The 25,693-nt window shown below is 70.7% G+C and carries 20 protein-coding genes and 1 pseudogene; 12 read left to right on the top strand and 9 right to left on the bottom strand.

What is annotated here, in order from left to right; all coding sequences use genetic code 11:
• Nucleotides 1-174 precede the first annotated feature (174 nt).
• From EHS43_RS09585 to dnaK, 6 genes are all read left to right on the top strand, one after another.
• Nucleotides 175-1,236 carry an ATP-binding protein gene (locus EHS43_RS09585; RefSeq protein WP_125190100.1) on the top strand — a complete coding sequence of 354 codons (1,062 nt, stop codon included), beginning with the start codon at nucleotides 175-177 and terminating at the stop codon, nucleotides 1,234-1,236.
• Nucleotides 1,237-1,292: 56 nt separating this feature from the next.
• Nucleotides 1,293-3,023 (top strand): hypothetical protein, encoded by a 1,731-nt coding sequence (locus tag EHS43_RS09580; RefSeq protein WP_260470454.1) that lies wholly within the window; start codon nucleotides 1,293-1,295, stop codon nucleotides 3,021-3,023.
• 63 nt (nucleotides 3,024-3,086) lie between these two features.
• Complete coding sequence (locus EHS43_RS09575) at nucleotides 3,087-3,515, top strand: OsmC family peroxiredoxin (protein ID WP_125190098.1); 429 nt, start codon at nucleotides 3,087-3,089, stop codon at nucleotides 3,513-3,515.
• 94 nt (nucleotides 3,516-3,609) lie between these two features.
• Nucleotides 3,610-4,953, top strand: coding sequence for a hypothetical protein (locus EHS43_RS09570; RefSeq protein WP_125190097.1), 1,344 nt, complete (start codon nucleotides 3,610-3,612; stop codon nucleotides 4,951-4,953).
• A 7-nt stretch (nucleotides 4,954-4,960) separates the two neighbouring features.
• The gene (locus EHS43_RS09565; RefSeq protein ID WP_125190096.1) at nucleotides 4,961-5,740 is read left to right on the top strand and encodes a glycerophosphodiester phosphodiesterase family protein; all 780 of its coding nucleotides are present in this window, start codon (nucleotides 4,961-4,963) and stop codon (nucleotides 5,738-5,740) included.
• Between the two features lie 75 nt (nucleotides 5,741-5,815).
• A complete protein-coding gene (gene dnaK, locus EHS43_RS09560) occupies nucleotides 5,816-7,675 on the top strand; it encodes a molecular chaperone DnaK (protein WP_125190095.1) in 1,860 nt (619 codons plus the stop codon).
• Nucleotides 7,676-7,682: 7 nt separating this feature from the next.
• On the opposite strand, the gene narJ is transcribed toward dnaK, so the two are convergent.
• The 4 genes from narJ to EHS43_RS09540 all read right to left on the bottom strand — a co-directional run bounded on the left by narJ (nucleotide 7,683) and on the right by EHS43_RS09540 (nucleotide 10,917).
• Nucleotides 7,683-8,177 (bottom strand): nitrate reductase molybdenum cofactor assembly chaperone, encoded by a 495-nt coding sequence (gene narJ, locus EHS43_RS09555; RefSeq protein WP_125190094.1) that lies wholly within the window; start codon nucleotides 8,175-8,177, stop codon nucleotides 7,683-7,685.
• A gap of 125 nt (nucleotides 8,178-8,302) precedes the next feature.
• On the bottom strand, nucleotides 8,303-9,097 hold the full coding sequence (locus EHS43_RS09550) for an SAM-dependent methyltransferase (RefSeq protein ID WP_125190093.1): 795 nt from the start codon (nucleotides 9,095-9,097) through the stop codon (nucleotides 8,303-8,305).
• A gap of 35 nt (nucleotides 9,098-9,132) precedes the next feature.
• Nucleotides 9,133-9,996 (bottom strand): helix-turn-helix transcriptional regulator, encoded by an 864-nt coding sequence (locus EHS43_RS09545; protein WP_125190092.1) that lies wholly within the window; start codon nucleotides 9,994-9,996, stop codon nucleotides 9,133-9,135.
• A 102-nt stretch (nucleotides 9,997-10,098) separates the two neighbouring features.
• On the bottom strand, nucleotides 10,099-10,917 hold the full coding sequence (locus EHS43_RS09540) for a helix-turn-helix domain-containing protein (RefSeq protein ID WP_125190091.1): 819 nt from the start codon (nucleotides 10,915-10,917) through the stop codon (nucleotides 10,099-10,101).
• Between the two features lie 209 nt (nucleotides 10,918-11,126).
• On the opposite strand from EHS43_RS09540, the gene EHS43_RS09535 reads away from it, so the two are divergent.
• The gene (locus tag EHS43_RS09535) at nucleotides 11,127-11,432 is read left to right on the top strand and encodes a 4a-hydroxytetrahydrobiopterin dehydratase (RefSeq protein ID WP_125190090.1); all 306 of its coding nucleotides are present in this window, start codon (nucleotides 11,127-11,129) and stop codon (nucleotides 11,430-11,432) included.
• 4 nt (nucleotides 11,433-11,436) lie between these two features.
• On the top strand, nucleotides 11,437-12,180 hold the full coding sequence (locus EHS43_RS09530; RefSeq protein ID WP_125190089.1) for a class I SAM-dependent methyltransferase: 744 nt from the start codon (nucleotides 11,437-11,439) through the stop codon (nucleotides 12,178-12,180).
• Here EHS43_RS09530 and EHS43_RS09525 read toward each other — a convergent pair.
• Complete coding sequence (locus tag EHS43_RS09525) at nucleotides 12,149-12,625, bottom strand: hypothetical protein (protein WP_125190088.1); 477 nt, start codon at nucleotides 12,623-12,625, stop codon at nucleotides 12,149-12,151. The two genes, EHS43_RS09530 and EHS43_RS09525, sit on opposite strands and share 32 nt — an antisense overlap.
• Nucleotides 12,622-13,101 carry a hypothetical protein gene (locus EHS43_RS09520; RefSeq protein WP_125190087.1) on the bottom strand — a complete coding sequence of 160 codons (480 nt, stop codon included), beginning with the start codon at nucleotides 13,099-13,101 and terminating at the stop codon, nucleotides 12,622-12,624. The genes EHS43_RS09525 and EHS43_RS09520 overlap by 4 nt, the downstream gene beginning before the upstream one ends.
• 40 nt (nucleotides 13,102-13,141) lie before the next feature.
• On the opposite strand from EHS43_RS09520, the gene EHS43_RS09515 reads away from it, so the two are divergent.
• Both EHS43_RS09515 and EHS43_RS09510 read left to right on the top strand, forming a co-directional pair.
• Nucleotides 13,142-14,092 carry a YafY family protein gene (locus EHS43_RS09515; RefSeq protein ID WP_125190086.1) on the top strand — a complete coding sequence of 317 codons (951 nt, stop codon included), beginning with the start codon at nucleotides 13,142-13,144 and terminating at the stop codon, nucleotides 14,090-14,092.
• A gap of 44 nt (nucleotides 14,093-14,136) precedes the next feature.
• Complete coding sequence (locus tag EHS43_RS09510; RefSeq protein ID WP_125190085.1) at nucleotides 14,137-16,008, top strand: rhamnogalacturonan lyase; 1,872 nt, start codon at nucleotides 14,137-14,139, stop codon at nucleotides 16,006-16,008.
• A 53-nt stretch (nucleotides 16,009-16,061) separates the two neighbouring features.
• Here the strand turns inward: EHS43_RS09510 and EHS43_RS09505 are convergent, their stop codons facing one another.
• Both EHS43_RS09505 and EHS43_RS09500 read right to left on the bottom strand, forming a co-directional pair.
• Nucleotides 16,062-18,734 carry a cellulose binding domain-containing protein gene (locus EHS43_RS09505; RefSeq protein WP_125190084.1) on the bottom strand — a complete coding sequence of 891 codons (2,673 nt, stop codon included), beginning with the start codon at nucleotides 18,732-18,734 and terminating at the stop codon, nucleotides 16,062-16,064.
• A gap of 297 nt (nucleotides 18,735-19,031) precedes the next feature.
• Nucleotides 19,032-21,947 carry a glycoside hydrolase family 48 protein gene (locus EHS43_RS09500; protein WP_125190083.1) on the bottom strand — a complete coding sequence of 972 codons (2,916 nt, stop codon included), beginning with the start codon at nucleotides 21,945-21,947 and terminating at the stop codon, nucleotides 19,032-19,034.
• 251 nt (nucleotides 21,948-22,198) lie between these two features.
• On the opposite strand from EHS43_RS09500, the gene EHS43_RS09495 reads away from it, so the two are divergent.
• Both EHS43_RS09495 and EHS43_RS09490 read left to right on the top strand, forming a co-directional pair.
• Nucleotides 22,199-23,671, top strand: a complete 1,473-nt coding sequence (locus tag EHS43_RS09495; RefSeq protein ID WP_185806181.1) for a cellulose binding domain-containing protein — start codon at nucleotides 22,199-22,201, stop codon at nucleotides 23,669-23,671.
• A gap of 65 nt (nucleotides 23,672-23,736) precedes the next feature.
• A complete protein-coding gene (locus EHS43_RS09490; protein ID WP_125190081.1) occupies nucleotides 23,737-25,467 on the top strand; it encodes a glycoside hydrolase family 6 protein in 1,731 nt (576 codons plus the stop codon).
• 103 nt (nucleotides 25,468-25,570) lie between these two features.
• On the opposite strand, the pseudogene EHS43_RS47550 reads toward EHS43_RS09490, so the two are convergent.
• Nucleotides 25,571-25,693: pseudogene (locus EHS43_RS47550) on the bottom strand (phytanoyl-CoA dioxygenase); the annotation flags it as partial.

The following is a 25,693-nucleotide window of genomic DNA, read 5'->3' as shown; positions in this document are numbered from 1 at the left end:
GCCGAGGAGAAGGCCGCGTAGTTGTTCGTCCGCGGGCCGGTGGGGGGCTGGTCGCGCAGTTCCCCGCACCCCTGAAAACGCGCTTGCGCCTCGGAAAATCAGCTGCGGTTGCCCCGAGCCCCGCTCACACTGTTCGAGTCACCCCGCACTCGAACACCCCCTGGAGCCACCGCTTTGCAGGCTGCCGTCACCGTTTCGCCCTCCCGCATCCCCGACCTTCTCCTCGGCCTCGCCACCGTCCGGCCGGTGTTCGTCTGGGGGGCTCCCGGAATCGGCAAGTCCTCCCTGGTCAGGGAGTTCGCCGCGTCCCTGGGGCTGGAGTGCGTGAGCCTGATCGGTACGCAGCTCGCCCCCGAGGACCTGATCGGGGTACCGCAGATCCGCAACGGCCGCTCGGTGTTCTGCCCGCCCGAGTCCATCGCCCGCGACGAGCCGTACTGCCTGTTCCTGGACGAGCTGAACGCGGCCACCCCCGATGTGCAGAAGGCGTTCTACTCGCTGATCCTGGACCGCCGGATCGGGGACTACGAACTCCCCGCGGGGTCCATCGTCATCGGCGCCGGGAACCGGGCCACCGACAACGCGCTCGCCCGGCCCATCGCCTCCGCCCTCGTCAACCGCCTCACCCACGTCCATCTGGAGGCGTCCGCGAAGGACTGGCTGGTCTGGGCCGGCGAGCACGGCATCCACCCCTGGATCCTCGACCACCTCACCGACCGGCCCGACCACCTGTGGTCCAAGCCGCCGAAGACCGAGGAGCCCTTCTCCACGCCGCGCTCCTGGCACATGCTCTCCGACGCGCTGCACTCCTTCGGCCCGGACCTGGACGAGGAGACCCTGAAGGTGCTCGCGCACGGCACGCTCACCCCCCGGCACGCCACCGCGTTCTGCGGCTACGTCAAGATCGTGCGCAGCCGGTTCGGCATCGAGGCGATCATCAAGGGCGACGCGCGCTGGCCCAACCGCCTGGAGGACCGCGACCTGCTCTACTACCTCGCCGAATCCTTCCGCGGCCGCCTGGTCAAGGAACTCCCCGTCAGCAAGGAGCACATGTCGGCCAACGGCCGGCAGACCGCCTACCGCGCCAAGTCGCTGCTGGTGCAACTCGCCGAGATCTCCGTCGAGGTGGCCCAGACCGTCATCGCCTCCGACGCCGACGGCAACCCGGTGCTGCCGTCCTGGTTCCTCGTCGAGGCGGCCCGGGACATGCCCCGACTGGTGGAGGCGCGGCGGTGAGCCGCAGCCCCGAAAAGAAGAAGCGGGACCTCGCCGGGGAGGCGTTCGCCGAGGGGATGCGGCTGCTCAAGACCAACCCGGCCCTCGCGGCCGTCGAGTTCGACGTCTGCCGTCGGGAGGACTGCCGGCTCGCGCCCCGCGACGGTCTCGTGGTGGCCGACTCCGACGGAGACCTGCACGTCCACCCCCAGCGCCTCGCCGAACCCGCCGCCTGGGCCTGGGCGCTCGCCCACGCCGTCCTCCACCTCGGCTTCGGGCACGTCCCCGCGCTCAAGGGGAAACGCACCCAGCCCGACCGCTTCGACCTGGCCGCCCGCTGCGTCGTCGTCAACCGCTTCCTGCTCGGCTTCACCATCGGTGAGACCCCCGAGCACCTGCCCGCCTCCTACCCCGACGGCGACGAGGAGCAGCTCGCCGCCCGCTGGCGCCGTGACGGCATCCCCGCCGTCTACGAGCACTGCGGCACCGCGGGACCGGAGCCCGACCAGCTGCTGCTCGGGTGGGCGGGCTGGTCGGCGCCGCCCGACTGGCAGCTGGCGTTCGCGACGGCCCTGACCCGGACCGTGTCGGCGGCGATGGACATGGCGGGCGGCCGCCGCGACTCCCTCGACGGCGAGCTGCCCCGGCAGCGACCCTGGCAGAGCGCCCTGAGCTGGTTCATCTCCTCCTACCCGCTGCTCGGCGGCATCGCGGCCGGCATCACCCTGGTCGCCGACGCCGAACTCGCCCGCACCCACGGCATCGCGATCGCCGCCGTCGACACCGAGGCCGCCGAGATCTACATCAACCCGCTGCGCCGCTTCGACGACGAGGAATGGCGGTTCATCCTCGCCCACGAGATGCTGCACGCCGCCCTGCGCCACGGCGACCGCTGCGGCACCCGCTACCCCCTGCTCTTCAACGTCGCCTGCGACTACGTCATCAACGGCTGGCTGAACGAGATGCGGATCGGCACCATGCCCGAGGGCCTGCTGCACGACCCCGAACTCGCCGGCCTCTCCGGCGAGGAGGTCTACGACCGCATCGCCGGCGACCTGCGCCGCATGCGCCGACTGGCCACCCTCCGCGGCAAGGGCGCCGGCGACATCCTGGGCGGTCCGCTCGGCTCGCCCCGCGACTACGTCGACCTCGACGAGTTCTACCGCCGCGGCCTCGCCCAGGGCCTCGACCTGCACCAGCGACAGGAGCGCGGCTTCCTGCCCGGCGGCCTGGTCGAGGAGATCCGCGCCCTCAGCCACCCGCCGCTGCCCTGGGACGCGCAACTCGCCCGCTGGTTCGACGAGTTCGTGCCCAGCCCGCAGCCCGTGCGGTCCTACGCCCGGCCCGCGCGCCGTCAGTCCTCCACCCCCGACATCCCGCGCGCCGGCCGGTACTTCCCGCCCGAGGAGATCGCCCGCTGCACCTTCGGCGTGGTCCTGGACACCTCCGGCTCGATGAGCCGCACCCTGCTCGGCAAGGCCCTCGGCGCGATCGCCTCGTACGCCGAGGCCCGTGACGTACCCGCCGCCCGGGTCGTGTTCTGCGACGCGGCCCCGCACGACGCCGGCTATCTCCCCGTCACCGAGATCGCCGAGCGGGTCCGGGTGCACGGCCGCGGTGGAACCGTCCTGCAGCCCGGCATCGACCTGCTGCACCGCGCGGACGACTTCCCCGCGAGCGCGCCCGTGCTGGTGATCACCGACGGCTGGTGCGATGTGCTGCGGGTCCGGCGCGAGCACGCCTATCTGATCCCGCAGGGGGCCAGGCTGCCGTTCACCGCACGGGGACCGGTCTTCCGTGTGAGCTGAGCCGTAGTGTGATCGGATGGATCCCGCAACCCCCGTCCGCGGGACCACACGAAAGGACTGATCGTGGCTACCACGCGCTCCGCACACACCGTCTGGGAAGGCAGCCTCCTCGAGGGGAGCGGTGTCGTCAACTTCGACTCCTCCGGTGCCATCGAGGCACAGCCGGTCACGTGGGCCTCGCGCTCCCAGGACGCCAACGGCAAGACCAGCCCCGAGGAGCTGATCGCCGCCGCGCACTCCAGCTGCTTCTCCATGGCGCTGTCGCACGCCCTGAACGGCGCGGGCACCCCGCCCACCAAGCTCGTCACCTCGGCCGACGTCACCTTCCAGCCGGGTGAGGGCATCACCGGCATCCACCTCACCGTGGAGGGCACCGTGCCGGGCCTGGACGAGGACGGTTTCGCCGCGGCCGCGGACGACGCCAAGGCCAACTGCCCGGTCAGCCAGGCCCTGAAGTCCGTGCCGATCACGCTGGACGCGAAGCTCGCCTGAACCCGTAGGCGGCACGGCGCGCGGACCGCCCGTCCGGGGCGGCCCGCGCGCTGCCGGGCTCGGGCGGGAGGTCCAGGGCGTGGAAAGAGACGCGATGATTTCGGGAACAACGGCGGTCGGCGCGGCGGGACTCGACTCCGGAACCCGCCGACTCACCCGTGTCCTGGTGCTGTTCAGCCTCAGCGGCGCCCTGGACGCGCGGGGGCCCTCGCTGGGCAGCCTCGTGGACCGCTTCGACTTCGGCCGCTTCGCCCTGCACCTGAAGTCCAGCCAGGCGGTGCTTCCCGTGCCGGTGCTCGTCGAGGACGTGACCCCGGGGGAGCTGGGGCTGCCCCACGGTCACCACGGACTCGCCCCGGCCTCGGCCGAGTTGGCCGTTCTCGCCACCCCGCGCGGTGACATCACCCTCGTCCTCGACTGCGAGTTCGCCGGCCGGACCGCTGCGGACGCCCTCGCCGCGTGGCTCGCCGACACCTGCTTCGACCGGGACCTGATCACGCTCGGCGACCGGCCCCTGCTCGATGTGCTGAGTGGCCGGCTCGCGCTGCGCGAACCCCTTGCCTTCGGCCAGAACGTCCACCAACTCGTCTTCCCCGGCGGAGAGCTGCGCGAGGAGCTGCTCGGCGCCGACGCGGCCCGGCAGGCGGTCGTGCTGACCGGGATCGTGCACCGCGGCCGGACGACCGCGGCGGAGCCGCCCCACCTCAGCAGCCACGGCAGCACGCTCTCCGCGCACGGCCGCGGTGTCTCCGTCCACGCGGGCTGGGCCGAGCACGTGGAGAACGGCCTGACCCTGGTCGCCGTCGGCATGGTCTCCGCGCTCGCCGTCCTGCAACGCACCCGGCTGGCCGCCTTCGCGGCCATGCGGGCCAACGAACGGGCCTCGGCGAGCTCGCCGTACGAGGTCCGCTCGCTGATCTCCCGGCTGTCCGCGGGGGTCAACGAGCTCCAGCTGGACCTGGCCTTCGGCGTGGAGGCGTACGTCGACGCCCTGCTGATCCCGGACTCGGTCATGGAGACCTTCCAGTCCTCCCTGCGGGACGCGCTCGGCATCCGCGACAGCCTGGAGAACTCCGCCCGCATGGTGGAGCGGCTGACCTCGGTGATCAGCGCCCGCTCGGCGGCCCTGGACGCGGAGCTCTCCGAGCGCGACGACCGCCGGGACCGCACGGTGTCCGTGCTGGTCGCGGTCGCCACCCTGATCGCCCTGCCGCCGACGCTGCTGCTCGCGTTCTTCGGGGTCAACGCCACGACCGTGAACCCCCACCGCTCCGTCTTCGACGCGCGCTACCTTCCGGCGTACCTGCTGGCCTGGGTCCCCTTCCTCGTCCTCGCCATGATCGGGTACGTGCGGATCATCCGGGCCGGCCGCCGCTCCGGCTCGCTGCTGACCCCGGCCGCCCCGGTCCCCGCCCAGCGACCACCGTCCGGAGGCTGACCGCCGTATGACCCGACGTCCCGCGGTCTCCGCCCACCGCGGCGGATCCGAGCGCGCCCCCGCAGCCACCCGGGAGGCCTACGAGGACGCCGTCCGGTCCGGCGCGGAGTACGCGGAGTTCGACGTCCGGCGCACGGCCGACGGGGTCCTCGTCGTCCACCACGACGCCCGGGTGGGCCCGGACGGGCCGCCGCTGTCCGGGATCCCCTACGCCGAGCTCACGGAGCGCGCCGGATACGCCGTGCCGGTCGTCGACGACGTCATGTCCCTGATCGCGGGGCGGATGGTGGGCCACCTGGACCTGAAGGAGACCGGCTACGAGCGTGAGCTGGTCGACCGGGCGGTCGCGCTGCTCGGGACGGACGGATTCGTCGCCACCACGCTTGAGGACCGCTCCGTCGCGGCCATCGCGCGGGCCTTCCCGAGGGTGCGCACGGCCCTGTCGCTGGGACGCGACGGCACGGAGATCGCCCGCTCCCGGCTGGCCGGCGTCCGGCTCAGCGAGCTCCTGCCGATGCGCCGGGTGCGGGCCTGCGGCGCGAGCGGGGTGGCCGTGCACCAGCGGCTGGCGCGGGCCAACGTGCTGCGCGAGGCGGTCCGGCACGATCTGTTCACCATGGTCTGGACGGTCAACGACGACACCCTCATGCGGGCCTTCCTCGACCATCCGCGCGTCGACGTCCTGATCACCGACCGGCCGCGGCGGGCCGTCGCGCTGCGCGAGGGCCGTACGAGGAGCGCCGACCGGGGTACTCGTCCCACTGAGCAGGGCCACCCGCACCATTGACAAGAGCGCACTCAAGTTTTGTGCTGGAGTGTGGGAAGGCTCTCTGGTGGACATCCCTGGCGGAAGGGGACGGCGATGGGACGTGCGGTCGGGATCGATCTCGGTACCACGAACTCGGTGGTGGCCGTGCTGGAGGGCGGTGAACCCACGGTGGTCGCCAACGCGGAGGGGGCCAGGACCACACCGTCGGTCGTGGCCTTCGCCAAGAACGGCGAGGTGCTGGTGGGCGAGGTCGCCAAGCGGCAGGCCGTGACCAACGTCGAGCGCACCGCGCGCTCGGTGAAGCGGCACATGGGCGACGGCAGCTGGCGCTTCCCGGACCAGGGCGCCATCGACGGCACCCGCTTCCGGGCGCAGGAGCTGTCCGCAAGGGTCCTGCAGAAGCTAAAGCGGGACGCCGAGTCCTACCTCGGCGAGGACGTCACCGACGCCGTGATCACGGTGCCCGCCTACTTCGACGACACCCAGCGCCAGGCCACCAAGGAGGCCGGGGAGATCGCCGGTCTGAAGGTCCTCAGGATCATCAACGAGCCCACGGCGGCCGCGCTGGCGTACGGCCTGGACCGGGGCGAGGAGCAGACGGTCCTGGTCTTCGACCTCGGCGGCGGCACCTTCGACGTGTCCCTGCTGGAGATCGGGGACGGGGTCATCGAGGTCAAGGCGACCAACGGCGACACCCACCTCGGCGGTGACGACTGGGACCACCGGATCGTGGAACACCTGGTCAAACGCTTCAAGGGGCAGTACGGCGTCGACCTCGGCAACGACAAGATGGCGTTGCAGCGGCTGCGCGAGGGCGCCGAGAAGGCGAAGATCGAGCTGTCCTCGTCCTCCGAGACCACGATCAACCTGCCCTACATCACCGCCTCCGCCGAGGGCCCCCTGCACCTGGACGAGAAACTGACCCGCGCGCAGTTCCAGGAGCTCACCGCCGATCTGCTCGACCGCTGCAAGACGCCCTTCCACCAGGCGGTCAAGGACGCGGGCATCAAGCTCTCCGCGGTCGACCACGTGATCCTCGTCGGCGGCTCCACGCGGATGCCCGCGGTCACCGACCTGGTCAAGGAGCTCACCGGCAAGGACCCGCACAAGGGGGTCAACCCCGACGAGGTCGTGGCGGTCGGGGCGGCGCTCCAGGCGGGTGTCATCCGCGGTGACGTGAAGGACGTGCTGCTGCTCGACGTGACCCCGCTGTCCCTGGGGATCGAGACCAAGGGCGGCATCATGACCAAGCTCATCGAACGCAACACCACGATCCCCACCCGCCGTTCGGAGATCTTCACCACGGCCACCGACAACCAGCCCTCGGTCGGCATCCAGGTCTACCAGGGCGAACGCGAGATCGCCGCCTACAACAAGAAGCTGGGCGTCTTCGACCTCACCGGGCTGCCGCCGGCCCCGCGCGGCGTTCCCCAGATCGAGGTGGCCTTCGACATCGACGCGAACGGGATCATGCACGTCTCGGCGAAGGACCTCGCGACCGGGCGCGAACAGAAGATGACGGTGACGGGCGGATCGGCGCTCCCCAAGGACGACATCGACCGCATGATGCGGGAGGCCGAGCAGTACGCCGAGGAGGACCACAAGCGCCGCGAGGCCGCCGAGACCCGCAACCAGGCCGAGCAGCTCGTCTACCAGACCGAGAAGTTCGTCCGCGAGAACGGCGACAAGGTCCCCGCCGACACCAGGACCGAAGTCGAGTCGGCGGTCGCCGAACTGAAGCGGCTCCTGGAGGAGAACGCCGACGCCGACACCCTGCGGGGCGGCGTCGAGAAGCTCGCCTCCGTCAGCCAGAAGATGGGTCAGGCGATGTACGCCCAGGCCCAGCAGCAGCCCCCACAGGACGAACCGTCCGCCCCGCCGCACGAGGAGGAGGGCGTCGTGGACGCGGAGATCGTCGACGACGAGAAGGACCAGAAGGGCGGGGCCGCCTGAGAGCCCGTCACGGGCGATCCCGCACCGGTGCGGCCGGCAGGGTGGCGCACACGGCGTCTAGGACCGTCGCGTAGGGCGTGCCGAAGTCGGTGAGCCGGGAGCGCAGGTCCTGAAGGCCGTCGCGGTGCTCGGTGAGCAGCCCGAGATCCCCGGTACGGGCCGCGCACTCCAGCACCGCCGGCAGGAAGTCGGGCTGCTCCTCACCGGTGAACTCGAGACCGGCGGCGCGGTAGACCTCCTCGAAGCGCACGAGGGAGGTCCCGCGCCGACGGGAGTCGCCGTCCTGCCAGCTGCCCAGGTACAGACTGTGGCGGTCCCCGGAGCCGAAGACCCGCACGTAGTGCGCCGCCAGCTCCCGCGCGGGCGTCACCGCCGCGTGGTCGACGAACTCCCGCAGCTGCGGGGCCGCTTCCCGCAGCAACGGCAGCCGCGCGCGGAAGTCGTCGTCGGGATACGTCAGGCAGAGCGCCGCCGCCTGGTAGAGCACTGCGTCCGAGGGCATCGGGCCTCCTCCGCGTCGTCCGTGGTCCCCGTCCGCGCCCCGGGTCCTGTCGCCTGCTCGCCCGCGGCTCGCTTCGAACCTAGGGCGCAGGGCGGGAGCGCACCCGTCCACGGCACCCGTACGGGTCAGACCTTGCGGGCGACCCCCGCGTACACCGGCACGATGCCCTCCGCCTGGGCCGCCACGTCCTCGGGCGCCGGACGCCAGCCCGAGACCGGGATCACCCCGGGCCCCAGCAGCTCCAGACCGTCGAAGAAGCGGGAGAACTCGGCGAGCGAACGGGGGAAGAAGGGGGTGCCGCTGCGGCGGAACTGCTCGGCCGCCTTCTCGATGGCCGCCGGGCTCAGATCGGGCGTGACCTGGGAGAGGATCACGTAACTGCCCGCGGCGAGCGCGTCGACGTAGCGTTGGACGAGCCCGTACACCTCGTCGTCCAGGTAGTGGGTGATCGCCACCAGGGACAGCGCGACCGGCTGCGAGAAGTCCAGGGACTCGCGCGCCCGGGCCAGCAGGGTGTCGAGGTCACGGACATCGGCCTCGACGTAGTCCGTGGCGCCCTCGGCGGACCCGTGCAGCAGTGCCTGCGCGTGCCGCAGCACGATCGGGTCGTTGTCCGCGTACACCACCTTGGCCTCGGGGGCGACGCCCTGCGCGACCTGGTGCAGATTGGGCTCGGTGGGGATGCCCGTGCCGATGTCCAGGAACTGCCGAATCCCGGCCTCCGCCGCCGTGCGCACGGCCCTGGTCATGAAGCGGCGGTTGGCACGCGCCCCGCGCAGCACCGTGCCGTCCACCTCCAGGATCCGGCGTGCGAGCGCCTCGTCCACCGGGTAGTTGTCCTTGCCGCCCAGCCACCAGTCGTACACCCGCGCCGGGTGCGGGCGGCTCGTGTCGATCCTGGGCGCGTCGGATCCGGTCATGCGCGGTCGTCTCCCCTGTGTCGTGATGCCCGTGCTCAGAAGTCCTCGCGGCGCTCCCGCAGCAGCTTCTTCGTGCGCTCGGCCGACGCGGCCCGCGCCGACATGTGGTCCAGGACCTCCAGGTGCGTGGCGACCTCCTGGCGGGAGTCGAGATACAGCGCACCGGTCAGGTACTCGGTGAAGACCAGGTCGGGCAGTTCCGGCTCGGTGAAGCGGAACAGCGAGAAGGGCGCGTACGTCCCCGGGTGCGGGCCCTCCTCGAACTCGCACACCTGGAGCGTGACCCGGTCGCGCTCGGCGAACTCCAGCAGTTTGTCGAGTTGTTCGCGCATCACCTCGGCGCGGATGCTGACCGGGCGGCGCAGCACCGTCTCGTCCATGATCGCCCACAGATGGGGCGGGTTCGGGCGCTCCAGCAGCCGCTGCCGGGCCATGCGCAGCGACACGTGCCGCTCCAGCGCCTCCGGGCCCGCCTGCCCGATCGTCCCGGCCTCCATGACGGCACGCGCGTAGTCCTCGGTCTGCAGCAGACCGGGCACGAAGTGCGGCTCGTAGGAGCGGATGATCCCGGCGGCGCCCTCCAGGCTCACGTACAGGCTGAACCACTCGGGCAGCACATCGTGGAACCGCTGCCACCAGCCCGGCCTGTTGGCCTCCTCGGCCAGCTGGACGAAGGCCTCGACCTGCTCCTCCGGCACCCCGTACGTCTCCAGGAGCACCTGGACATACGGGATCTTCAGGGCCACCTCGGCCATTTCCATGCGCCGCACCGTGGCGGGGGCCACCCGCAGTACCTGCGCGGCCTCCTCGCGCTTGAGGCCGGCCGCCTCCCGCAGTTCCTGCAGCCGTCTGCCGAGCACCACCTGGCCCACGGTCGGCGCAGGTCGCCGCTCACTCACGCCACGCCTCCCCTACGCGTCGAAGCTTGCGTGCAGTGTGCCATGTTCCGGTGCCGGTCTCACCGGTCACGACCACTTCCTTCCTCACCTCCCGTGCCGCCTTCAGCGCGGCAGGGAGTGGAGGTACTTGGCCGTCGCCGGGTCGGCGGGGAGGAACGTCTCGATGGCCAGCTCGGCCACGGTCACGTCCATGGGGGTGTTGAAGGTGGCCGTGGACGACACGAACGACAGCGTCCGCCCCGCGTGCTCGATCCGCATCGGCAGCGCGAAGTACGGGACGGGATCGGCCTCTTCGGGGCCTTCGTCGGTCTCCGGAACCGGGTAGGCCGCCACCTCCTCGTACAGCGCCCGCAGCGACTCCGAGCGGTGCAGGGCGATCTGCCGCCGCATCTGCTCCAGCAGATGGCCGCGCCACTCCCGCAGATTGCGGATGCGCGGGGCGAGGCCCTCGGGGTGCAGGGTGAGCCGCATGGTGTTGAGCGGGGGCCGCAGCAGGGACTCCGGGACGCCGTCGAGGAGCATCATGATGCCCCGGTTCGCGGCCACGACGTGGTACGCGGCGTCGAACACCAGGGCCGGGTAGGGCTCGTAGCCCTGGATCAGCCGCTCGATCCCCTCGCGCACGGAGTCGAGCGCCGGGGCGTCGAGCGGGGTCTCGGAGAAGCGCGGGGCGTAACCGGCCGCCAGCAGCAGCGCGTTGCGCTCGCGCACCGGCACCTCCAGGTGCTCGGCCAGGCGCAGCACCATCTCCTCGCTGGGCCTTGCCCGGCCGGTCTCGATGAAGCTGACGTGCCGGGCCGAGGAGTCGGCGCGCAGTGCCAGCTCCAGCTGGCTGAGCCGGCGTTGTTCCCGCCAGGCACGCAGGAGCGGACCGACGCCCTGGCCGGAGGGGGTGACTGCGGCGGAGGCAAGGGTGGTCATACGCCCGACGGTAGTCGAGGAGCGGGCGGACGAGCGGGCCGCAGGCGTGCGCCCGGCGGGTCCGGGGGGTCCCGGGATCGCCGTGCCCGCCGATGATCTCGCGGCCCCGGGTGTCCCCGGCCGACCACCGGGAACCCTCCTGACCAGGGCCGCGGCGGCACAGCTGTGGGACGCTGAAGGCGTCCCGACCCCCAGGAAGGAGCGAGGTCATGCCCGTCGAACCCCTGTCGCAGAAGGAGATCGAGGACCGGCTCGCGGAACTGCCCGGCTGGTCCGTCGACGACGGCCGCCTCGGCCGCACGTACCGCCTCGGCACCCACTTCGCCGCGACCGCGATGGTCGTGCACATCGCCCAGGTCCAGGAGGAGCTCGACCACCACTCCGACCTCACCCTCGGTTACAACACGGTCGCGCTGTCGGTGCACACGCACAGCGCGGGCGGCGCCCTCACGGAGAAGGACTTCGAGCTCGCCCGGCGCGTGGCGGCGCTCGCCGCCGGTCACGGAGCCCAGTGAGGCCGTGCTCGACTACGACAAGGAGGCCGACGCCTACGACGCCACCCGCGGCGGCGAGCCCAGGGCCGCCGCTGCCGCGGACGCCGTACTCGGCATGGTCCCGCCCGGCACCCGGCGCCTGCTCGACGTGGCCTGCGGCACCGGCATCGTCACCCGCAGGCTCGCCGCCGCCCGGCCCGCGACCCGCGTCACCGGCGTCGACCTGACGTACGGCATGGCCCGTATGGCCGCCCTGCGGCTGCCCGGCGCGGTGGTCCTCGCCGACAGCCGTGCGCTGCCGTTCCCGGACGGGGTGTTCGACGCCGTCACCAGTGTGTGGCTGCTGCACCTCCTCGACCGGCCCGAGGACGTCCGGGCCGTGGTCGCCGAGTGCGCTCGGGTCCTGAGACCGGGCGGGGTGTGGGTCACCACCGTCGACAAGGCAGCCGCCCACGACGTGGGCAGCGACATCGACGCGGTCCTCGCCCCGCGCCCGCGCCGCCCGGCCCCCGACGCGGCGCCGCTCGTCGCGTCGTACGCCGCCGCCCACCTCCTGCACCCGGCCGGCCGGGCCCGCTTCCCGGGCCGCGGGCAGGGCCGCAGCCCCCGGCGCACCGCCGCCGACCTGCGGCGCGGCTGGTTCACCCTGCTGCCGCCCGGCGACCCGCGCACGGAGGCGTTCGCCGCCCGTCTGGAGCAGCTGCCCGACCAGGAACTGCCGCGCCCCGACCCGGTGTTCAGCGTCCGGGCGTTTCGGAAGGCCGACTGAAGTCCATGGTCCAGTTGGTCACCCAGGTCCTCCCGTCGTCGACGGAGAAGGCCTGCTCCCAGTGGGCCGCGCTCGCGGACACGTCCGCCCACACGAACCGCACCCGCACGTCCTTCCCGTCGTAGGTGTCCTCGCCGTGGAACTCGCCGCGACCGTCCTCGAACCGTCCCACGACCGGCGGGAACAGCGTCCCGCTGAGGCTCGCGGCCCAGTGCAGCGCCCACCGGCCGGTCTCCCGGTCGAAGAGCCGCAGGGTCGCGCCCTTGGCTCCCAGACGCGGCATGTCGATCTCGTCGATGTTCGCGGCCCCGTCGAACAGCGGCCGGCAGCGGCTGGTGCCGGGGAACTCCTCCCAGGCGCTGTCCGGGTCGAGGAAGTCGGCGAGGCGGCGGTTGCGGACCTGCCAGTCGCCGTGGAAGAAGTCGAAGTCGTGCGGGCTGCTCATGAGCGCTCTCCGGTGGTTCCTTCGGGCAGGGAATCGGCCAAGTAGGCCTCAAGGCAAGGGACTTCGGGTGCGAGTACATGCCGTACCCAGGCGTCCCGTTCGTGCCGGAGCGGCGGCAGCTCCCAGACGCAGCCGATCCAGGGCAGGTCGGGCGTGACGAAGTGCGTGGGATCGAGGTCCGGGCAGTGGAGCGCCGGCTGGCCGGCGGCGGCCCCCCGGAAGTGCAGCACGTTGTCCCACACCCAGCTGTAGGCGTTGAGGTAGGCGTCGGTGTCCGTGCCCCGGTGCAGTACGACGAAGGTCGCGGGCGGGGTGCCGTCCGGCTCCGGCAGCAGCTCCGGGAGGATCTCGTACGCCGCCTTCTCGACGTCGGGCGCGATGCCGGCCGGGTCGTCGGTGACGTGGTAGCGCTTGATGTGCCGGCCGGCGACCTCGATCGGCGGCGGCACGGTCAGCAGCTTCTCGGTGAAAGCCATGTGGGGGACGCTAAGGCCGCTCCGCTGACATCCTGTGTCAGTGAAGGCCGGCCGACTCGTCTCGATCCTCCTCCTGCTCCAGACCCGGGGCCGGATGACCGCCGCCCAGCTCGCCGAGGAGCTGGAGGTGTCCGTGCGCACGGTGTACCGGGACGTCGAGGCGCTGGGCGCGGCCGGCGTCCCGCTGTACGGCGACGCGGGCCACGCCGGCGGCTACCGTCTGCTCGACGGCTACCGCACCCGTCTGACCGGGCTCACCAGGGACGAGGCGGAGGCCCTCTTCCTCGCCGGAGCCCCCGGGCCGGCCGCCGAACTGGGCCTCGGCCCGGTCCTGGCCGCCGCCCAGCTGAAGGTGCGGGCCGCGCTGCCGGCCGAGTTGCGGGCCCACGCGGACCGGATCAGCGGACGGTTCCACCTCGATGCGCCCGGGTGGTACGCGCGGGCCGAGGAGGCGCCGTACCTGCCCCAGGTCGCGGAGGCGGTGTGGAACAGCAGGGTGCTGCGGGTGGTGTACCGGCGCTGGGCCGAACCGACCGACGTGGAGCGGCGGTTGGAGCCGTACGGGCTGGTGCTCAAGGCGGGGCGCTGGTACGTGGTCGCGGGACCGGGCCCGCGTACCTACCGTGTCGACCAGATCCTCGAACTCACCTTCTCCGGCGAGGAGTTCACCCGCCCCGAGGGCTTCGACCTGACCGCCCACTGGACGTCCTACCAGCGCGACTTCCATGACCGGCTGTACCGGCACGAGGCGGTCGTGCGGACGGCACCGGGCGTCGTGCTGCCGAGGGCGGTCCCCGACCGCGTGGATCCCGACGGCTGGACCGTCGCCCGGGTCCCGGTCGAGTCCCTCGGACACGCGCAGGCCGAATTCCTGGGCCTGGGCACCGGCGTCGAGGTGCTGGAACCCCCGGAACTGCGCGAACGCATGGCGCGCACGATCGCCGAACTGGCCGGAAGATACGGCAACCCGGCGTGCCCGAGCGGCGACTGAGGGCTGGAACCCGTCCGCCCCCACAGCTTCGGAGGTTCACCCCCATGCAGCACCCGCACCCCCACCGCAGACGCCGAATCCTCCTCCCGGTGATGACCGCCGCGACGGCCCTCGTGGCCGCGACACTCACCGTCCTGAACCCCGGCTCCGCCGAGGCCGCCACGGCCCGCCAGGTCGAGAAGCTCGACCGGGGCGTCGTCAGCGTGCACACCAGCAGCGGCAACCTGGTCAGCTGGCGCTGGCTCGGCACCGACCCGAACGACGTGTCCTTCAACGTCTACCGCGCCGGCACCAAGGTCAACGCGTCCCCGATCACCGGCTCCACCAACTACTTCCACTCCGGCGCGCCCGCCGAGGCCGACTACACCGTCCGCGCGGTCGTCGGCGGAGTCGAACAGGCCGACTCGGTGCACGCCGTCCAACTCCGCACCGGCTACAAGGACGTTCCCCTCAGCCCGCCGGCCGGCGGCACGACCCCCGACGGCGTCGCCTACACCTACGAGGCCAACGACGCGTCCGTGGCCGACCTCGACGGCGACGGCGCCCTGGACTTCGTCCTCAAGTGGCAGCCGACCAACGCCAAGGACAACTCCCAGTCCGGCTACACCGGCAACACGGTCCTCGACGGGATCAAGCTCGACGGCACCCGGCTGTGGCGCATCGACCTGGGCCGCAACATCCGCTCCGGCGCGCACTACACGCAGTTCCAGGCGTACGACTACGACGGCGACGGCACGGCCGAGATCGCCATGAAGACGGCGGACGGCACGGTCGACGGCACGGGCGCGGTGATCGGCAGCGCGTCGGCCGACCACCGCAACTCCAGCGGCTACGTCCTCGCCGGCCCCGAGTACCTCACGATGTTCAACGGCCGGACCGGCAAGGCGATGCAGAGCGTCGACTACGTCCCGGCCCGCGGCACGGTGTCCTCGTGGGGCGACTCCTACGGCAACCGGGTGGACCGCTTCCTCGCCGGCACGGCCTACCTGGACGGCGCCCGCCCGTCGCTCGTCATGGCGCGCGGCTACTACACCCGTACCGTGATCGCCGCCTGGGACTGGCGGGGCGGCGCCTTCACCCGCCGCTGGACCTTCGACACCAACTCCTCGACCAACAGCGGCAAGGGCTACGACGGCCAGGGCTCGCACAGCCTGTCCGTCGGGGACGTCGACAACGACGGCAAGGACGAGATCGTCTACGGGGCGATGGCGGTCGACGACAACGGCAACGGGCTGTGGACCACCAGGACGGGCCACGGCGACGCCCAGCACCTCGGCGACCTCGACCCTTCCCACGCGGGCCTGGAGTACTTCAAGGTCTCCGAGTCGGCCTCACAGCCGGCCGAGCTGTACATCAACCCGGCGAACGGCACGGTCAACTGGAAGCTCGCCGCCTGCTGCGACAACGGCCGGGGCGTGGCCGGCGACATCTGGGCGGGCAACGCCGGTGCCGAGGTCTGGTCGGCCTCCGACACCTCGATCCGCGACGAGGCCGGTGCGACGAAGGGCCGCGAGCCGTCCTCGGTGAACTTCCTGTCCTGGTGGGACGGCGACCCGGTCCGTGAACTCCTCGACGGCACCCACATCGACAAGTACGGCACCTCGTCGGACACCCGTCTGCTGACCGGAGCGTCGGTCCACTCCAACAACGGCACCAAGGCGACCCCGTCCCTGTCCGGCGACATCCTCGGTGACTGGCGCGAGGAGGTCGTCTGGCCGACGTCGGACAACAAGGCGCTGCGCGTCTACTCCACGCCGTACGAGACGACGACGAGGATCACGACCCTGCTCCACGACACGATGTACCGCACGGGCCTGGCCTGGCAGAACACGGCCTACAACCAGCCCCCGCACCCGAGCTTCTTCATCGGCGACGGCATGGCCACGGCACCTCGGCCGACGGTGTACACCCCGTGAGGTGACAGAAGGGCGCGTACCCCCCGTGCGGTACGCGCCCTTCCTTGTCGGGGTCAGGCGACCGCGCAGTTCTGGTCGCCCACCTTGAAAGCGGTCGGTTTCGTGTTCGTCCCCGACCAGCTCCCGGTGAATCCGAAGCTCACCGAGGAACCCGCCGCCACGCCCGCGTTCCAGCCGACGTTCCTCGCCGTGACCGCCGAGCCGGTCTGGCTGGTCTCGGCGTTCCAGGTCTGGGAGATCTTCTGGCCGTTGGCGAAGGTCCAGCCGAGTGACCAGCCGGACCAGGCACTTGAGCCCGTGTTCGTCAGCTGGACGTCCGCCTGGAAGCCGCCCGACCACTGGTTGGTGATCTTGTAGGTGACCGCACAGGCGCCGGTGGGAGTGGGATCCGGCGGGTCCGTCGGATCGGTGCCGCCTCCGTCTCCGCCGCTCGTGTCGGAGGTGTCGCCGTAGATCACACCCCGGCCGTTGGTCGAGACGTACACGCGGCCGTACACCCGGGGGTCACCGGTGATCGCCGCACCCGTCCAACCCCACTGGTGGGCATCGTCGTTGACACGGGTCCAGCTCGCGCCCTTGTCCGTGGAGCGGAAGATGCCACGGACACCGCCGATCTTCGCGCTGGTGTAGAGCGTCTGGTACGAGGCCCCCGTCGCCGCCTTGCCGAAGCCGATGGCGTCGGCCTGGTCGACGTTCGAGAGCTTCGTCCAGCTCGTGCCCCCGTTCGTCGAGTGCCACAGCCCGTACGCCCCGTCGCTCGCCCCGCCGGCCAGCCAGACATCGCCCTTGACCCCGGGCACCGCCTTGAAGCGCACACTGTCCCCGGCGGGCAGCCCGGTCGCCGCGGAGGCCGTGAAGGTGGCCCCGCCGTCCGTACTGACGTAGAACTTCCCGGACTTGAAGCCGTAGAAGGTCTTCGTGTCCACCCGGTCCGACTCCACGATCGCCCCGGCCGGAATGCCGCTCGACGCCGACCAGGACGATCCGAAGCCCGTCGTGTACTGCACGCCCGCCCCGTCCGGGCTCCACACGAACCGGCCGCCGTCCGGGGCGGCGGCCACCGTCCCGCCACCACTGACGCCCGAAGGGTCGCTCCCCGCGAACCAGTTGGCCCCGTTGTCCGTCGAGAACGCGATGTGCGGCCCGGAGTCCAGGTTGCCGACCCGTGCCACCGTGTTCGGGTTCGTCTCGGCGAAGTCCAGACTCGTGGTCGTGGTGAAGTTCGGTGAGGTGAACATCATCGAGGGGACCTTGGTGAGGTCCGTGTGCCGGAAGCCGCCCACGTCACCGAGCGCGCTCAGCAGCGGGGCGCCCGAGGGCGGCGAGGCCAGGTCGTTGACCGCGGTCTCCTCCAGGCCCTGCACCATCGGCTTGATGGTGAACTGGCTGCCCGAGTCCCAGTTGGTGAGGTTCTCCGTGCCGTAGACCGTCGCCCCCGTCCCGTACATCATGCGGTCGGAGTCGAAGGGGTCGATCTCCAACGACTCGGTCATCCAGCCGAGTTTGGGCGCCTGCTCGGGCGGCGACGGGTTCGCGCCCCACGTCAGCCAGGGGGACGACGACACGTCCATGGTGTAGCGGTTCGCGCGGTTGGGGTACGACGTGTAGTCCCACGCCTTCGTCCAGGTCGCCCCGCTGTCCGTGGAGCGGAAGATCTGCGTGTCCGGCCACCAGGAGCTGTAGGCGGTGGCCATGACCGTGCCGGGTTTCTGCCGGTCCACCGTGAGGCCGCTGAAGCCGTAGTAGGTGTCCGCCTCCGCGACCGGGCTGATGTTCGTCCAGGTGCCGGTCGCCGTCGCGTACCGCCACAACTGGCCCTTGCCGCCGTCGTACGGCCCGCCCTTGTCGCTGTAGGAGAGGTACAGATAGCCGTTCGCCGCGTCCAGGACGCCCTTGTGCGCCAGGTATCCCGTCGGCTGCCCGGCGAGCCGGCTCCAGGTGGCGCCGCCGTCCGTCGACCGGTACACCGAATTCTGGAGGTCCGCGACACCGACGTAGAGCGTCTGCGTCGCGCTCCCGGACGTGCCGGTCCGCTCGTCGAAGGTGACCCACACGATGCCCTGGTTGTCACTGGCGTAGCCGCTGGTGTCGCCCGGATCCTGCTGGTAGTTGCCGACGTTGGGGAAGTTCGCCACCTGCGACCAGCTCACGCCCGAGTCCGTGGACCGCCACAGGCCCTTGCCGCTCGGCGCCCCGAGGTACAGCACGCTGTTCTTGTTCGGGTCGACCGCGAGCCGCTCGCCCATGCCCCGCCCCGGCATGTTGCCGCCGAGCTTGAAGGGCAGGTCGGTCCGCTGCCAGCTGGCGCCCCGGTTCGAGGACCGCATGACCGCGCCGTTCTTGGGGTCCCAGCTGTTGGTGTACGTCCCCACGGCCGCGTACACCCTGTCCGGGTTCACGGAGTCGGAGGCCAGGCTGACCACGCCGGTGTGCCCCCAGTCGTCCCAGCCGACCGAGTCCAGCAGCGGCGTCCAGGTCTTCGAGGACTCCTGCCAGCGATAGGCCCCGCCGATGTCCGTGCGGGCGTACGCGAGGTTCTTCTCCTTGCGGTTGAAGACGATGCCCGGCACGAATCCGCCGCCGTCGATCCGGGCGTTCTTCCAGGTGTACGTGTCGGCGGCGAGCGAGACCTTCGCGGTGCTGTGGGCCGCCAGTGCGGGCGGGGTGCCGGCGAGCAGCCCGGCCGCGAGCGCGAGCACGGCCGTGAGGATGCGGGTTCTTCGCACGGGGAGTCCTTTCCGGAAAGGGGGAGGCGTGGGGGGTAAGCGCTTTCCGTACGGTGCGAGAGGCGCCGGGCGACCCCCAGTGCGGGAGGGGGCCGCCCGGCTGGTCGGCCCCGCCGTCAGGTGGCGGAGCCTCGTACCCGGAGCCTTTTCAGGCGGTTCCGGGGAAGCGCCGTGCTCTGTGTCGCCCCTTCAGGGGCGTGGGGCTGCGTTCCTTTGCGGCACCGCCGCGCGGGCGCGGTCGGCCACAACGGACCCGCGGTCAGAACACGGCGCACCCCGCGGAGCGCCCGGCGGGGGCTATTCGAGAAGCTCCGCGTACGAACCCATGGCCAGGGCGATGTCCGCCTGGGCCCAGAACCGGTGATACGTGAACGACGGCACCGCGCCGCCCGCGAGATACGCCTGGATCTTCGACCAGGCCGGGTCGTTCTTGTAGAAGGACCGGATGGACTCGAAGGTCGACGAGGAGTTGATGGCGTCGCCGTTCGGCATGGTGCCGGTCCAGCCGCTCGGCACGTACACCGAGTCGTCGAACCGGTTGTAGTCCGCCCGGTTCTCCGGCACCGCGATGCCGAGGCTGTCCTGGTAGTTGGTCCACATGCCGTCGAGCAGGGCCTTCGCCGTCGTCTTCGCCGCCGTGTCGCCCGACTTGGCCGCGTAGTAGCTCAGGGTCTTGGCGTACGCTGCGGCCACGCCGACGTCGTTGGTGTAGTCGGCGACGGTGACGTGAAGTCCGCTGTTGGCGCCGGGACTTGACGCGTTCCAGGTGTCGGGCTGGCCGGACCACTGGAGGGTGGAGGGGATCTGGTAGGTGCCGTCCGGGTTGATGGTGGTCTTGGACAGCGCCCACTTGACCCACTTGTCGAGGACCGCCTTGGCCTGCGCGTTTCCCGTCTGCTGGTAGTACTCGGCGACGCGTTCCATCGACCAGGCCTGGAAGCCGAACCACTGGTTGGACGGCGGGTCGTGGTAGACGGGCTGCTCGTCGTAGTACATGCCGTAGAAGGTGGACTTGCCGGCCGGGGGAGGCGCGTAACGGCCCGCCCAGCTGTTGGTCGCACCGCCCGCTATGGCGCCCTCGTCGGACTGCAGCCAGCGGTAGAACTCCAGCTGCCGGGTCAGGGAGGTGTTCCAGTCGGCCGCACCGGTGGCGGACTTGGGCTTGAGGTCGGCGGTGGAGCTCAGGGCGTAGGCGGCCATGGGGTTCTGGTAGCCGCCGTGGGCGTGGCTGGAGCCGATGCGCCACGCCCAGCCGGCGGAGGTGTCGGTGGCGCCGCCCCAGGCGTAGTACCAGGACAGCAGGTACATCGAGGAGTTCTTGCCGCTGCCGGCCGCGCAGGTGGACGGGCCGACACAGTTGCCGATCTTCTTGAAGTACTTGTCGTACATCGCGTAGCGCAGGTAGTCGCCCATCTTGGCGGCCTTGCCCACGGTCGCCGAGACGTCGGAGCCCTTGCCCTGTTCGGTGGCCCACTTGTCGGCCCAGTACGCGGCCTGCACGGCGCGCGCGTCGGCGTCGGGGGCGTTGGTGAACTTCCACTGCTTGGCGTAGGAGGAGTCGCCGGTGAACAGGTCCAGATAGCCGTTCTTGCCGCCGTACTTGAAGGCGTCGCAGGTCGGCTGCGGCACCGTCTCCCACACCGACTCCTGCGCACCGCGCTGGAAGGTGTTGATGTACGACGGTCCGGTGTCCGCCGGTCCCGCCTCGCACTTGCCCGGGGAGTTGCCGTAGCCGTAGACGTTGTCGACGTCCTGGAGCCAGTGCATGCCGTAGATGTCGTCGGTGCCGTAGGCGCTCTTCAGCTCACTGGCGAGCGGGTCCGAACCCACCGACACCGAGGAGTCCAGCTTGGCGGGGTACTCGTCGGGAGTGTCCAGCTCGGGCGCGTAGGTGGCCGGCTTGGAGGCGTTGTAGAAGGAGTTGGTGGGCTGGTCGGCGTGGGTGGGGATCATGTACTTCTCCATGATGTCCCAGGCGCCGTTGAACTTGGACCAGTCACCGGTGACCTTGCCGTACATGGCCTGCAGCCACAGCAGGTAGCTGTAGGCCTCCGAGGTGGTCTCGTGGCCGTGGTCGGGGGCCTCGACGATGAGGGTCTCCACCGAGTGGTAGGGGATGCCCTCGGGGGAGAAGTAGCCGTTCGCCGGGTTGGTGATCTTCCCGTACAGGTCCAGGAAACGGGCGTTGTACGTGCCCGTCGCCGCGATCTGCGTGACCGTCACCGAGGCCTTCGCGTGCCCGGTGGCGGTGGACTCGAAGGTCGCCGCGCCGGTCCCGGAGGCGCCCGCGGTGATGGTCACCGTCTGCGCGGTGTTCCAGTTCGACGGGGTGAAGGTCAGCGAGGCACCGCCGGTCACCGACAGGGCGCTGTTGCCGCCGGTGCGGGCGGTCGTGACCGTCACGTTCGCGGAGGGCTGCGTGGACAGCTTCACCGTGTACGTGCCGGTCTTGCCCTGCTGCACGGCCAGCTGCGTGGCCGACGCCACCACCGCGGGGCCGGAGGCCACCGTGATGCCGACCGGGGTGGACTCGGCCGAGGCGCCCAGGCTGTCGTAGGCCTTCGCCAGCAGCGAATGACTGCCCACGGTCAAACTTGAGGCCGACAGCGCGTACGGCGCCGTGGTGTCGGTGCCCAGCAGGGTGGTGTTGTCGTAGAACTCCACCTTGCTGATCGTGGCGTTGTCCGCGGCCGCGGCCGTCGCCGCCAGCGGCACCGCCGTGCCCTGGGTGTAGACCGCGCCCGCGGCCGGACTGGTCAGCACCGTGATCGGCGGCTGATGCGCACCCGTGCAACTGACCCCGTTGACGGCGAAGTTGGTGGGGGCGGTGTTGGTGCCGCTGTAGGTGAACTGCGCGCCGGTGGTGACGGCGGCGCCCGCGGCGATGGTGGCGTTGTAGGTGGCGTTCTTGACGCTGATGTTCTGGCCGGACTGGGTCCAGGTGCCGTTCCAGCCGTTGCTCAGCTTCTGGTTGCCGCTGTAGCCGTAGGTCAGGGTCCAGCCGTCGATGGTGTCCGTGCCGCGGTTCGTGATCGTCAGATCCGCGGTGAAGCCGGAGCCCCAGTCGTTGGTCTTGTAATCGACACTGCACTGAACTGCCGCCGCTTGTGCGGGAGTTGAAGCCGCACTCAGCATTGCGAACGGCAGTGCCATGGCCGCCACGACAGCGGTCCACAATCGCCGGACTGTCCGGCGTCTCCTGGTGGGGGGCATTGCTGGTTCCTCCTTGTGCGGCTCGGAGAACTCAAGGCTTGAACCAGTGGGAGCGCTCCCATAGTGAAGACGTGCGTTCAAGGGGTCAAGGTGCTTGAAGAGTCGAAATGATTCGATGGACGGGTTCCGGAAAAGACCAGTAACCCCCCTGTTCTTTGCCGTCACTTGGCGCTACCTTCCTTCACACCAGTGGGAGCGGTTCCATCAGTCGACGCGTCCGTAACGGCGCGCTGATCTGCAAGGAGTCGCTCATGCGACACCCCCCGCGTTCAGTTCTCTTAGCCGTTGCCGGCGCGGTCGCCCTCGTCGGGTCCGTGACGGTTCCGGTGGTCACGGCGTCCGGCGCCGCCCCTGCCTGCTCGGTGGAGTACACCGTCACCAGTCAGTGGGACGGCGGCTTCCAGGGCTCCGTACGCGTCACCAACAACACGGCCGCCGTGAGCAGTTGGAGTCTCACGTTCGACTTCGCCGACGGCCGGAAAGTCACCCAGGGCTGGAACGCCAAGTGGTCCCAGTCCGGCACGACGGTCACCGCGGCCAACGAGAGCTACAACGGCTCCCTGGCCACCGGAGCGAGCGTCAGCGCCGGATTCATCGCGTCCCGGTCCGGGAGCAACACGGTACCGACCTCGTTCAAGCTCAACGGCACCAGCTGCACCACGGCTGCCGAGCCCTCACCCACCCCGGAGCCCACCGACCCGGCCCAGGAGACACCCCCCGTGCTCCGGGCCTCGGGCAACAAGCTCGTGGACTCCGCCGGCGCGACCCGCCGGCTGCTGGGGGTGAACCGGTCCGGCGGTGAGTTCATGTGCGTCCAGGGTCGTGGCATCTTCGACGGCCCGGTCGACGACGCCTCCGTCAAGGCGATCGCCGACTGGAAGGCCAACACGGTCCGCATTCCCCTCAACGAGGAGTGCTGGCTCGGCGTGTCCAACATCGACCCGGCCTACGCCGGGACGAACTACATCAGCGCCGTCAAGGACCTGGTCGCCAAGATCAAGGCGCACGGCATGACACCCGTGGTCGAACTGCACTGGACCCACGGGCAGTACACCGGAAACTCGGCCGGCTGCTCGGACGTGCACGCGAGCTGCCAGAAACCGATGCCCGACATGCAGTACACGCCCTCCTTCTGGGCTTCGGTGGCCAACACCTTCAAGAGTGACCGCACGGTCGTCTTCGACCTGTTCAACGAGCCCTACCCGGACCGCGCCACCTCCACGACCACCCAGGCGTGGCAGTGCTGGCGGGACGGCGGCAGCTGCCCGGGCATCGGGTACGAGGTCGCCGGTATGCAGGATCTCGTCGACAGCGTCCGGGGCACCGGCGCCACCAACCTGATCCTGGCCGGCGGGATCGCCTACAGCAACGACCTCAGCCAGTGGCTGACGTACCGACCGGCCGACCCGGCGGGCAACCTCGCCGCCGCCTGGCACGTGTACAACTTCAACACCTGCGCCAACGAGAGCTGCTGGAACTCCACACTCGCCCCGGTAGCCGCCCAAGTGCCCCTGGTGGCCGGGGAGATCGGCGAGAACACCTGCGCGCACGGCTTCATCGACCAGGTCATGAAGTGGTTCGACAGCCGTGGCCTGTCGTATCTCGGCTGGACCTGGAACACCTGGGACTGCTCCTCCGGACCGTCCCTGATCAGCAGCTACGACGGCACACCCACAGCGTTCGGCACCGGGCTGCGTGACCATCTGCGCGCCCTGAACGGATAGCACCGCTCGACGCACAGCACCCGCTCGACGGACAACACCCGCGAACGAGAAGGAAACCCGCACTCATGAGTCGTACGAGAACAGCGCTCCTCGCTGCCCTGGCGCTGGTCGCCGGAGCCTCCGGGACCGCGCTTGCCGTGGCCCCCGGGGACGCAGGCATCGCCGCCGTCCCCTGCACCGTGGACTACAAGGTGCAGAACCAGTGGGACACCGGATTCACAGCCGCCGTCACGATCACCAACAACAGCGCGGCCAAGACCAGTTGGTCGCTGAAGTGGTCGTACGCCGGGAACCAGAAGGTCACCAGCGGCTGGAACGCCAAGATCAGCCAGAGCGGCACGGCCGTCACCGCGGCCAACGAGAGCTACAACGGCACGCTCGCCACCGGCGGTTCGACCAGCTTCGGCTTCCAGGGCTCCTACAGCGGCTCCAACGCCGTACCGGCCACGTTCACCCTCGACGGAGTGACCTGCAACGTCGACGGCGGTGGCCCCACCGATCCGGGCCCGACCGACCCCGGCCCGACCGACCCCGGCACGCCCGGCACCCGGGTCGACAACCCGTACGCGGGCGCCAAGGTGTACGTGAACCCCGAGTGGTCCGCCAACGCCGCCGCCGAACCCGGCGGCAGCCGCATCGCCAACCAGCCCACCGGCGTGTGGCTGGACCGGATCGCCGCGATCAACGGCACCGGCGGCAAGATGGGCCTGCGCGCCCATCTCGACGAGGCGCTCAAGCAGAAGGGCTCGGGAGAGCTGGTCGTCCAGCTGGTCATCTACGACCTGCCCGGACGCGACTGCTCCGCTCTCGCCTCCAACGGCGAACTGGGTGCGACGGAGATCGACAAGTACAAGACCCAGTACATCGACCCGATCGCCGCGATCCTCGCCGACCCCAAGTACGCCGGGCTGCGGATCGTCAACACCGTCGAGATCGACTCGCTGCCCAACCTCGTCACCAACGTCACGCCGCGGGCCACCGCCACCGCGAACTGCGACACGATGAAGGCCAACGGCAACTACGTCAAGGGCGTCGGGTACGCGCTCAACAAGCTCGGTGACGCGCCCAACGTCTACAACTACGTGGACGCCGGCCACCACGGCTGGCTCGGCTGGGACGACAACTTCTCCGCGACCGTCCAGCAGATCAAGCAGGCCGCCACCGCCGAGGGCGCCACGATCAACGACGTGCAGGGCTTCATCACCAACACCGCCAACTACAGCGCGCTGAAGGAGCAGTACTTCACCATCAACGACTCCGTGGGCGGCAAGTCCGTGCGCGAGTCGAAGTGGGTCGACTGGAACCGCTACACCGACGAGCTCTCCTACGCCCAGGCCTTCCGGCAGGAGGCCGTGAACCAGGGCTTCCCCGCCGGTGTGGGCATGCTCATCGACACCTCCCGCAACGGCTGGGGCGGATCGGCCCGGCCGACCGGTCCGGGTGCCATGACGAGCGTGGACACCTACGTCGAGGGGGGCCGGATCGACCGGCGCATCCACGTCGGCAACTGGTGCAACCAGGCGGGGGCGGGTCTCGGTGAACGTCCCAAGGCCGCTCCGGCCGCCGGGATCGACGCCTACGTGTGGATCAAGCCTCCGGGCGAGTCCGACGGTGCGAGCTCTGCCGTCCCGAACGACGAGGGCAAGGGCTTCGACCGGATGTGCGACCCGACGTACACCGGCAACCCGCGGAACAACAACAACATGTCCGGTGCCATGCCGAACGCCCCGCTGTCGGGGCACTGGTTCTCGGCACAGTTCCAGGAGCTCATGAAGAACGCCTACCCGGCGCTCTGATCCGAACGGATGCGGGGGACTGCACGACCTCGGCCGCGGGCTCGCCGTGGCGGGTCGGGCAGTTCCCCGCGCCCCGGAACGGATCACGCCGTCCGGGGCCCGGTCAGCGCTCCTCGGCCAGGCCCCGGCGGATGGCGAACTCCACCGCCGAGTAGTCGCCGTCGGCGCGGTTCAACTCGTACGGCTGCGCGGGGAGCAGGGGCGGCTGGGCCATGAAACGGGGGTT

Source organism: Streptomyces sp. RP5T, assembly GCF_003933965.1.
GTDB lineage: Bacteria > Actinomycetota > Actinomycetes > Streptomycetales > Streptomycetaceae > Streptomyces.
The sequence above is the reverse complement of the archived record's forward strand: the minus strand, read 5'-3'. Positions and strand labels throughout refer to the sequence as shown.

What these genes read in the sequence shown, in the direction of transcription:
- EHS43_RS09525 (WP_125190088.1), bottom strand. Translation starts at nt 12,625, where the DNA reads ATGAGCAGCCCGCACGACTTCGACTTCTTCCACGGCGACTGGCAGGTC.
- EHS43_RS09580 (WP_260470454.1), top strand. Translation starts at nt 1,293, where the DNA reads ATGCGGCTGCTCAAGACCAACCCGGCCCTCGCGGCCGTCGAGTTCGAC.
- EHS43_RS09570 (WP_125190097.1), top strand. Translation starts at nt 3,610, where the DNA reads ATGATTTCGGGAACAACGGCGGTCGGCGCGGCGGGACTCGACTCCGGA.
- EHS43_RS09550 (WP_125190093.1), bottom strand. Translation starts at nt 9,097, where the DNA reads ATGACCGGATCCGACGCGCCCAGGATCGACACGAGCCGCCCGCACCCG.
- narJ (WP_125190094.1), bottom strand. Translation starts at nt 8,177, where the DNA reads ATGCCCTCGGACGCAGTGCTCTACCAGGCGGCGGCGCTCTGCCTGACG.
- dnaK (WP_125190095.1), top strand. Translation starts at nt 5,816, where the DNA reads ATGGGACGTGCGGTCGGGATCGATCTCGGTACCACGAACTCGGTGGTG.
- EHS43_RS09490 (WP_125190081.1), top strand. Translation starts at nt 23,737, where the DNA reads ATGAGTCGTACGAGAACAGCGCTCCTCGCTGCCCTGGCGCTGGTCGCC.
- EHS43_RS09540 (WP_125190091.1), bottom strand. Translation starts at nt 10,917, where the DNA reads ATGACCACCCTTGCCTCCGCCGCAGTCACCCCCTCCGGCCAGGGCGTC.
- EHS43_RS09535 (WP_125190090.1), top strand. Translation starts at nt 11,127, where the DNA reads ATGCCCGTCGAACCCCTGTCGCAGAAGGAGATCGAGGACCGGCTCGCG.
- EHS43_RS09510 (WP_125190085.1), top strand. Translation starts at nt 14,137, where the DNA reads ATGCAGCACCCGCACCCCCACCGCAGACGCCGAATCCTCCTCCCGGTG.
- EHS43_RS09565 (WP_125190096.1), top strand. Translation starts at nt 4,961, where the DNA reads ATGACCCGACGTCCCGCGGTCTCCGCCCACCGCGGCGGATCCGAGCGC.
- EHS43_RS09520 (WP_125190087.1), bottom strand. Translation starts at nt 13,101, where the DNA reads ATGGCTTTCACCGAGAAGCTGCTGACCGTGCCGCCGCCGATCGAGGTC.
- EHS43_RS09500 (WP_125190083.1), bottom strand. Translation starts at nt 21,947, where the DNA reads ATGCCCCCCACCAGGAGACGCCGGACAGTCCGGCGATTGTGGACCGCT.
- EHS43_RS09495 (WP_185806181.1), top strand. Translation starts at nt 22,199, where the DNA reads ATGCGACACCCCCCGCGTTCAGTTCTCTTAGCCGTTGCCGGCGCGGTC.